Origin of the sequence: Collinsella aerofaciens (assembly GCF_028209885.1) — a bacterium.
Taxonomy (GTDB): domain Bacteria; phylum Actinomycetota; class Coriobacteriia; order Coriobacteriales; family Coriobacteriaceae; genus Collinsella; species Collinsella aerofaciens_BA.
In genome coordinates this window covers 1-8,176 of the sequence record NZ_JAQLEM010000052.1, presented here as the reverse complement: position 1 = coordinate 8,176, position 8,176 = coordinate 1, and the positions used below count along the sequence as shown (strand labels likewise).

The window sequence follows — 8,176 nt, the reverse complement described above, 5'->3', positions numbered from 1 at the left end:
GGCTACATGTCGCCGGTCGAGTTCAGGGAAGCGGGGCTGTCCCTCCCGGAATCGTCCAAATAGATGTTGCCAATCCACCTCCGTGTCGCTCTCGAGCAGGGAGGTCGCAACCGGTGCCGACCTCCACATCTCTTGGACCGTCTCCGATGCCGACGGCGTTCGCTCCGTTTCCCCCATACTGCGGCAGGGCTGGGAGAATTCGGACGACGGCTGCTCTGTTTCGTCAGCCTATTATCACGGAGGCTCGTCTATCGACGGGTTTGACCTCACATTCGACAGCAATAGGATCGGAAGGCACAGGCTGATCGGCCTTTCGGTCACCGATGGCCTAGGGTTCGAGACCGATGTGTACGAGAGTTCCTACGCCAGGGCCAACGGCATTTCGGGCGCGACTTTCTCGGTTGGCGACCCGAGCGAGCTGTGCTTCGAGGTGACCGGCAGCGCGATCGACCGGAACCCGCCCACGGTCTCGAACGTTTCCATCTCCGCGAAGAGGGTCCCCGTCGGCGGGATCCTCCGTATCTATTGCAATGTAGGCGACGCGGACGGCGTAAAGTCTGTCTCCCCGATCCTCGGCGACCCCGGCTATGTCGAGGAACCGAACTCTTTAAAGACCCGCAAAACGTTGAGCTGCAGCTACGATGCGGCAAGGGGCTATATCGAAATCGAGTTCCCCACGTCGCTCTCGATGGGCTCGTTTGAAATCCAAGCCCTCGCGGTCCTCGACAAGACGGGCCACGAGACCTTCGTCTACAGCTCCGCCTACGCCGAGCGTAACGGCAAGACCGGCGTTCAGACCTTTGATGTCGACGACGCGGGGGACGTCACCTTCGACGTGACCGCTCCGCTGTATGCCGCCACCAAGGGCGACGGGCAGGCGTATGCAAAGGACGGCGAGGCCGGTCTGACCTTCCGCTTCAGCGGTCCTCTCGATGAGTTCACGCGTCTCCTCGTGGACGGAACTGAGGTCTCCGCCGAGAACTACACCGCAACCAGGGGCAGCACGATTATCGAGCTCAGGCCGTCCTACCTGGACACGCTCGCCGGCGGCGGACACACCGTCACGGCCGTCTGGAAGGACGGGACGGCGACCGATGCGTCCTTCACCGTGGAGGGGAAGGCCCAAGGGGAGCAGGCGGGCGGAAAGACCGACGTAGATTCACCCGGCGACAACAAAAGTGATCCTGCCACTCCTGAAAAGGACGCCGACGAGGCGGCTACAAAAAAGTCGGGACGCACGACAGCCGATGAACCAAAGCTCGCTGCAACCGGCGACTCCACTTGGATGGCCAGCATCGCATTGGCCATGGCGGCCACGGCCTGCTTCACGGCAGCGAGAAGGCTTGAGCCCAAGCAGCATAAGCACGAACAGTAGCTCAAAGCGAACTCAACTGGGAAGGGCAGATGGATAGCCGTCCTTCTCTTATAATCAACCCAATCCGCTGAAATGCAATCAGTTAACGAGTTTCGCCAGACGCTCGGCCTCTACCCCGCTCTAGCAAGCCACCAGGCGATGAGATAATGCCCACGACTATCAACGTAAGCAAGGAGCGCGCTATGGCAGACAACGAGACCAAACCCTCGGCGAACGACGGCCGAGAGGAGCTCGTGGCAAAACAGCTCGCATCGACCAAAATCCACCTCGCGCTCACTCAGAAGCGGGTGGACGTCTCCGGCGCCATCAAGCTACCGCTCGAGCGAATTCCCCAACTCGGCGTGGCGTTCGCCTCGCTCCCCTCGATGTTTCGCACCGTCACCAACACGGTGAGCGTGCCCACGCTGCTCCAGGCGACTGACAAATATGGTAACCCGCTCGATCCGTCGAAACTCAACACGTTCAAGGACGGCAGCGGTCTCACAGGGGGCTACCGCGACGCCGCCAAGGGCCTTGGGCAGGCGCGCTTCCACGTAGTCGAGGGCGACATCGCCACGAGCGTCACGCAGGTGCCTTACGATCCAACATCGCTATTCATGGCAGCCGCAATCGCGCAGATAAACCAAAAGCTCGACTCCATCCAGGAGTCCGTCGACGAAATGTTCGAGTACATGCGTCAGCGCGACAAGGCCAACATGCGTGGCAACCTCAAGACGCTCGCAGACATCCTCAACGGTTACGGCCTCAACTACGGCAACGCCACCTACATGGCAAACGCCCATATGAAGGTGCTCGACATCAAGCAGTCGTCCGCGCAGGACATGGAACTCTTCCGCTCGCAGGCACAGGCGGATCTGAAAAAGAAAGGGTTCATCGAGGTGCGAGACGGCTTGGGCAGACGCCTCGACAAGGTGCTCGACTACCTCAAAGACTGCCAGCTCGCCACCTACATCCACGCGTTCTCGCTGTTCCTCGAACCCATGCTCGCCCAGAACTTCGAGCCCGCAAAGCTCGCGGACGCCACTGCGAAGATCGAGGCTGATTCGATCGCGTACCGCGAGCTCTACACCGACTGCTACAACGCACTCGAAGCGGGGGCTGTCGACACCGTCGATGCGGCACTGCTGGGCGGTATCGCGTCCGCGGGCAAATTGCTCGGTCACGCCATCGCAAAGACCCCCGTGGGCGACCATACACTCATCGACGAGGCGCTCGAAGGCGCAGGAGAGAGCATCGGAAAGTTCAACGACAAGCAATCCGAGAAACTCCTCGAAAAGCTCCATCAGGCAAAGACGCCCGACGTCACGCCGTTCAAGCAGAGCGTAAAGGAGATCGACACCCTCTACAACCGCCCCGCGCAGATCGCCGTGGACGCCGAGAACGTCTACATCTTGCCTGCCAAGCAGCAGGAAGAGTAACGATACGCGACAGGCACGCGCCATGCAGACAGCTAACGCCCCTACCTTCCCGCCGCCTTCAGCTTCAGCAGCAGGTCGCCCAGCTCGGGGCACTTGCTAGAGAGGCGTGTCTGGGCCCGCTCGCCCATCCCCCAACGTTGGCGGACTTCCTGGGCGCGCGGACTCACGCGGTAGTCCCCGTCCATCGCCTGCTTGAGCAACTTGGCGGTTACGCGCGCATCGGCCAGCGCTGTGGGCGTGGCCCGTCGACTCGTCGAACTCGATGCCAAACCACGCCGCCGCGTCGCCCAGCGAGACGCGCCCGTGGCTGCCCACGTCCATGATCGAGGTGTAAAACGCCTGCAGGTCGGCCCAGTCCGTAGGAAATGCGGAAAGGTCGATATGCTTTGCCTGGCACTCGGTCAAAAGCTGTCGATGGTCCGCCCCGCTCCAACAGACCACCTGGGCGGAGTAGCGACCAATCCAATCGCTGAGCCTTTTGATCACCACATAGAGCGGATCGGCCATCGCGGTGTCCACAGCCGATATCCCTGTGAGCTCGCGGACGGGATACGCAACGCCTTCGGTAAATTCCGTCTGCACAAACTGCGAGAACTCGCCCATAGCGTTGCCGTGGTAATCGAGCTTGACGGCGCCGACCTCGATAATCTCATTGCGCAGCCCACGGCGCTGGCGCTGTTTTGGCACCGGCGCAAACTCAAAGTCCAGCACAATCTGGCGCGCAAAGTTCGTCGTATCGATAGCCGAGATACACGGCGTCTTTTCAGCTGACACGGTTAGGGCCTTTCTCCGTTGCTTGCCGCTTGTTACATAAGCGGCTACATTGCCGTAAGGATAGGTGGCCACGCGGACATGAAAGCTGGGCGCAATACCATGCGCTAATCACACGCCATGCAGACGGCCCCAAGAGAGTCGCCCGCTCTATTCAAATGGATGAAAAAGATTGAGGCCCGGTGACTTGAATCAGAGGTCATCCCGGGCCCATCAGAGCTCGTAGAGCTCTTGGTTGCTTTGGTCTCGCTCTTCACGGCGCTTATCGAACTTTCCGAGGCACTCAAGCAGCATTCGAAGCATAACAAGTCGCTGCCATTAAGGCACCGACCTCTTGACCAAGCAACGGCGTTTCCCAGCTCTCCAGAACTTGGGCTGCCGTCAACTTTATTCTATCCGCGAGCATCTGGTTTACCAAATGGATTTTCGGTAAAGGAAGCACGGCACGCCCGCAAAACCACTGCGCCCCAAGTGCCGCCATGGGGATCACCGCCACGCCGTCGTCGCGTGTGTAGGCAATGCTCCCCTTTCCAACCACGACCGCCAAAAACGCCGGCGCGGCATTCTGGGCGGCAGGATTGGAGAGCACTTTCCTCTCCAGCGCCTTGAGATTTCTCGCTCCATCGTCTGCTTTCGCATCACTCAGCTTGACCTCGATGGCTCCCATCCGCACAGGTCCTCGGTCAGCTTGAGCCTGTTGAAGAGATCCAGGTGCGCAGCGATGGTCCTCTCGTCGGGGCCCGTCTCACCGTACGAGGCGTCCTTTATGAGCGTCTTGTACGTGACAGCCTGGCTCTCGTTCATGGCAAGAGCTCGCAAAAGGCCGTGTGCAAGCTCGGGCGATCATGCGATATACGAAATTACGCCATTCTCAATGCTGTTTTTACGCCGTTCTCAATGTAGTTTTTACGCCATTTTCATTGTAGGTTTTACGCTTGGCATCCTTAGCGCGACCCATTCCGAGCAATCACATCAGAGCGCGCTTGGTTATCTCCGCTCGCACATCTCGGCAAACGAAATCAGCTTGGTATCTCCCCTGCTCGCCGCAGCTTCCTGACATCCTTGCGTAAAGCCACGCTTCGAGAAGATCACGTAGCTTTTATGCTGACGCCTAAAGAGCTCGCTTCGGTACACGAGCTTTTCCAGAACACCCTCGCCTGCCGGTTCGTTACGCCATTTGCACTCCGCAAAGAGCGCCGCGCCCTCTCCGTCGTCGACAATCAAATCGATCTCTTCCTGCGTACGCGTCCGATTGTCCGTTCCCCACCAACGGCCAACTGTTGCCGGCACCACACCAAGTTCGCCCGCGCGTGCGAGTTCGTACACGTATTGTCTGCATATAAGCTCAAAGACCGTACCCATGTAATCCGATACGTGCGGCTCAATGCGCCTATACGCCATCTCGGCCATATCGTTTTGAATCAGCCCAATGTTCTGCGGCACAAACTTGTACCAGAACCTAAACATCTGGTCGCTCAGCAGATACACGGCTCGCTTATTGCTCGTCTCGTTTAGGGGCAGCTCGCGCTCGACAATCCCAAGCGACGCCAGCTTATCCACATAGCTCTTTACGTTGCTCGCAGGGATTCCCATAGAGCTCGCAATCTCTGAGATCTTCGAGCGCCCCTGGGCAATTGCTTGCACGATCGCATCATATTGCTCGGGATTGCGGCACTCTTGCAATAGCAGGTTACTCGGCTCCTCAAAGAGATAGCCCGTAGGAGTAAGAAAAAGACGTTTGATGTTGTCCTCGAGCGATACGGTAGGATCGACTTTCTCGATATATGCAGGAATGCCGCCCGTCATGCCATAGCAAACCGCAGCGTCTTCGCGACCCATGCTCTGCCACAAACCGAGGGTCGTCGTAAAATCCAGCGGCATGATCTTAAACTGGGCCGTACGCCTACCGTATAGCGGACTCTCGTAGCCCAGCACCTGCTCTTCCATGAACGAAAGCGACGACCCGCACAGAATAAGCATGAGCTTGGTCTCTTTGTACAAGTGATCGATCTTGTCTTGCAGCAACGAGCTGATCTCGGGATTCGATTGGGCGAGATAGGGATACTCGTCAATCACGACAATCAAACGTTCCGTGCGAGCCATGGTGGCCAACGCATCGAACGCCTCGTCAAAACTACGAAACGACACACCTGCAGCACCAACCGAACCCGCAAGTATCGCCTGGCTAAAGCCGTGCAGGTTTGCCACTGCATTGGTACGACGAGCTTGAAAGTAAATAGCCTTCTTGCCTTGGATAAACTCTGTGATAAGACGCGTTTTACCCACGCGACGGCGGCCGTAAATCACAGGCATTTCAAAGGAGCCCGTGCCATACAGTCGATTGAGCTCGGACATTTCCACTGTTCTTCCGATAAACATAGGGCCATCCTTCCTTTGCGTTATAGCTAGCTATATTATACCTTCCTATAATATAGCTAGCTATAACGCAATTCGACAAGCGGCGCACGCAAAAGGGGCGGTACACCCCCGCACGTGGACCGTTCCGGAAAATGTATCCCGTTCTGGAGCCAAAAACTGGGCCGTAGTTTCCGCCAAGCATGCCATCCGGAAAGCGTGTCCCACCCCAAGGCTCGATTCCGGGACGCAGTTTCCGCTTGAGGCCCGATCCGGAAACGGCATCCCACTCCGAGGCCGAAATCTGGAACGCAGTTTCCGGTTGAGGGGCGTTCCGGAAAGCGCGTCCCATTCCGAACGTCAATTCCGGGACATAGTTTCCGCCGACACAGACGACGACCTGCAGCCCTTATCACATGCCTTCAAATATGCGATCCAGAAACACAAAACAGCAGATAGAATGCTCTTTTTCAAAAAGTACACGTCTCGAAACTTACCCAGTCTTCATAACTCGCTACCGTTCAAGGTCGCCGATTACCGCCCACCGATTCGGATGTAAAAATGTCGCCGAAAACAGGCCATCTATCTGCATGGTTAGATTTTGGTCAGCTTTTGGTCAGCTGAGTGGCAAGTTCCAGCTGATACGTTTTTGCTACCCAAAAGGAGGCGGTAGCTCATGACCCATTACAATGACCAACTCATCGACCAGCTGCTCACTCAAGCCGAACAAGAGGGGCGCTGTCTGATTCCCCCGAGCACGGCGATCCGAAAAGCGCTCCTTCGGCGCACCGGCGGCACGGTTGTCTCGCCCATGTCGGGGTTGTTTGCGCGCAAAATGCGCTGGGATGAGCTCAACCGGGCGCAGCGTCATTGCGAGATTATTCGCGCCCTTGCGATCATCCACCCCGATTGGACGTTCTGCTCGTTTTCGGCAGCTTGCCTGCTGGGGCTCGAGGTCTCGTGGCGACACCTGAACGTTGTGCATGTCTGCAGCTCGACAAAGCCGTCGGCTCGCCCAGGCGTCCGAATCCAGCGGCATCAGATTGAGCCGGCCGGAGCAATACACAGAGCCGGCATATCGGTAACGCCGCCCATTCAAACGGTGACGGATTGCCTGCTGCAAACTGGTTTTGCCGACGGCATGCCCATTGCCGATTCGGCGATCTCAAAGCTTGGTCTAACGCAAGAGTAGCTGATGGCGGCCGTCGAGCAACGAGCGAGCACTCGCAACGACCGGGCCATCCGCACCGCCCTCACGACACTTCGGTATGCCGACGCCCGCGCCGAGAGCGGTGGAGAATCAGTCGCCCGCGCCGTCATGATCGAGACGGGCTTTGCGCCCGACTGGCTTCAATACGAGTTGATGGACCCCTTCGATTCGGCCAAGCCCATACGAACGGACTTTGCCTGGGAGCGCCAGGCGCGAGAGCTCACGTTGGGAGAACTCGACGGGCTCATCAAATATACCGACCAGACCATGCTGGCCGGACGCACCACCGCCGAGGCGCTCGTTGCCGAACGACAGCGCGAGGCGCACCTATCGCTCTACGGTCACCCCCTGCTGCGCTTTACCATAAGCGAGGTCCGCTCGGCAGGAATGCTCGCCAAAAAGCTGCAGACGGCAGGCATCCGGCAGACCGCGCTACCGACATGGCTCAACGACGTGGAACTGTAGGAGCTGTTGAACGGCGCATCGCCGGATTGCACCCCCCTATCTGGGCAGCATTTTCCCAACGGCCACGCCAACGGAAAGCGTGTCCCAGCTTGGACGCTCAAAACGGGATGCACTTTCCGGATGGCGGGCCAGCGGAAAGCGTGTTCCGGAATCAGGCCTCAGAACGGGACGCAGCTTCCGCTTGAGAGCTGTTCCGGAAAACGTGTCCCACTCTGGAGCCGAATTCCGGGATGCAGTTTCCGTCAGAGGCTCAGGAGGAAAATGCATCCCATTCTGAGCAGCGATTCCGGGACGCAATTTCCGCTTGAGAGCCGATCCGGAAAATGCATCCCATTCTGAGCGTCGAATCCGGAACACAGTTTCCGCTTGAGGCCTCCGCCGGAAAGCGTGTCCCGTTCTGAGGCCTGATTCCGGGACGCGCTTTCCGTTTGAAGCTCCAACCGGAAAGCGCGTCCCATTCTGGAGCCGAAATCTGGGACGCAGCTTCCGCATGCGAAGGCGCTCCAATCAGAACCACCCTTAAAAAGGGTGGTTTGCTCTTAGGGTATAACCCACGGGCCCCGGGCTCGCGTCTAAAGGCGC

7 protein-coding genes are annotated in these 8,176 nt (G+C 58.4%); 4 read left to right on the top strand and 3 right to left on the bottom strand.

The annotated features are described in order from the left end of the window. Positions 1–346 precede the first annotated feature (346 nt). Together PMX21_RS09580 and PMX21_RS09575 are read left to right on the top strand one after the other, a co-directional pair. On the top strand, positions 347–1,375 hold the full coding sequence (locus tag PMX21_RS09580; protein WP_271759256.1) for a hypothetical protein: 1,029 nt from the start codon (positions 347–349) through the stop codon (positions 1,373–1,375). A gap of 182 nt (positions 1,376–1,557) precedes the next feature. Beyond that, positions 1,558–2,793 (top strand): hypothetical protein, encoded by a 1,236-nt coding sequence (locus PMX21_RS09575; RefSeq protein ID WP_195445187.1) that lies wholly within the window; start codon positions 1,558–1,560, stop codon positions 2,791–2,793. 96 nt (positions 2,794–2,889) lie between these two features. On the opposite strand, the gene PMX21_RS09570 is transcribed toward PMX21_RS09575, so the two are convergent. From PMX21_RS09570 to PMX21_RS09560, 3 genes are all read right to left on the bottom strand, one after another. After that, positions 2,890–3,567, bottom strand: coding sequence for a 3'-5' exonuclease (locus PMX21_RS09570; protein WP_271759255.1), 678 nt, complete (start codon positions 3,565–3,567; stop codon positions 2,890–2,892). Positions 3,568–3,847: 280 nt separating this feature from the next. Beyond that, a complete protein-coding gene (locus tag PMX21_RS09565) occupies positions 3,848–4,231 on the bottom strand; it encodes a hypothetical protein (protein ID WP_271759254.1) in 384 nt (127 codons plus the stop codon). Between the two features lie 320 nt (positions 4,232–4,551). Further along, entirely contained in the window at positions 4,552–5,943 is a 1,392-nt protein-coding gene (locus PMX21_RS09560; RefSeq protein WP_271759253.1) for an ATP-binding protein, read from the bottom strand. Positions 5,944–6,595: 652 nt separating this feature from the next. Between PMX21_RS09560 and PMX21_RS09555 the strand changes: the two genes are divergently transcribed. Further along, positions 6,596–7,111 (top strand): hypothetical protein, encoded by a 516-nt coding sequence (locus PMX21_RS09555; protein WP_271759252.1) that lies wholly within the window; start codon positions 6,596–6,598, stop codon positions 7,109–7,111. 3 nt (positions 7,112–7,114) lie between these two features. Then, a complete protein-coding gene (locus tag PMX21_RS09550; RefSeq protein WP_271759251.1) occupies positions 7,115–7,594 on the top strand; it encodes a hypothetical protein in 480 nt (159 codons plus the stop codon). Positions 7,595–8,176 lie beyond the last annotated feature (582 nt).

Coding starts and splice junctions, on each gene's coding strand:
- PMX21_RS09555 (WP_271759252.1), top strand. CDS start 6,596: ATGACCCATTACAATGACCAACTCATCGACCAGCTGCTCACTCAAGCC.
- PMX21_RS09565 (WP_271759254.1), bottom strand. CDS start 4,231: ATGGGAGCCATCGAGGTCAAGCTGAGTGATGCGAAAGCAGACGATGGA.
- PMX21_RS09575 (WP_195445187.1), top strand. CDS start 1,558: ATGGCAGACAACGAGACCAAACCCTCGGCGAACGACGGCCGAGAGGAG.
- PMX21_RS09550 (WP_271759251.1), top strand. CDS start 7,115: ATGGCGGCCGTCGAGCAACGAGCGAGCACTCGCAACGACCGGGCCATC.
- PMX21_RS09560 (WP_271759253.1), bottom strand. CDS start 5,943: ATGTTTATCGGAAGAACAGTGGAAATGTCCGAGCTCAATCGACTGTAT.